The sequence below is a fragment of the Bartonella sp. AP58NXGY genome, from assembly GCF_042195785.1.
Classification (GTDB): domain Bacteria; phylum Pseudomonadota; class Alphaproteobacteria; order Rhizobiales; family Rhizobiaceae; genus Bartonella.
In genome coordinates, this window is record NZ_JBHIOY010000422.1 from 1 (window position 1) to 556 (window position 556).

Here is a 556-nt window from a genome sequence, read left to right on the forward strand (position 1 = left end):
TTTTATGTCTTGCTCTATTTCTCTTTCTTTTCCCGATGGTTCAAAACGTAATTACCCCGCCGAAATGACAGGCTTGGAATTAGCAGAATCCATTTCTAAATCACTCGCAAAAAAAGCCGTCGCCTATCGTCTTGATGGCATCATGCGAGATCTATCAGATCCATTGGCAGAGTCTGGTCAAATAGAGATTATTACCCGAGAAGATGCACAGGCTCTTGAACTCATAAGGCATGATTGCGCCCATGTCCTTGCTGAAGCAGTGCAAGAACTTTTTCCTGAAACGCAAGTAACAATAGGTCCTGTAATTGAGAATGGATTCTATTATGATTTTGCACGCCAACAACCTTTCACATTAGATGATCTCACCATCATTGAAAAGAAAATGCGTGAAATTATCCAACGCAATAAACCTTTTAGAAAAGAAATTTGGTCTCGTGAAAAAGCCAGAAGAGTTTTTTCTGAGAAAAAGGAATTTTATAAAGTTGAACTTATTGATAGCATCCCGGACAATCAAGATTTAAAAATCTATTATCAAGGAGAGTGGTTTGATCTTTGT

General features: G+C 38.1%; 1 protein-coding gene. It reads left to right on the forward strand.

Annotation, left to right across the window (positions count from 1 at the left end):
• Positions 1–4: 4 nt before the first annotated feature.
• The coding region (locus ACFINC_RS11800; protein ID WP_375617315.1) for a TGS domain-containing protein at positions 5–556 on the forward strand (552 nt) is incomplete at its 3' end.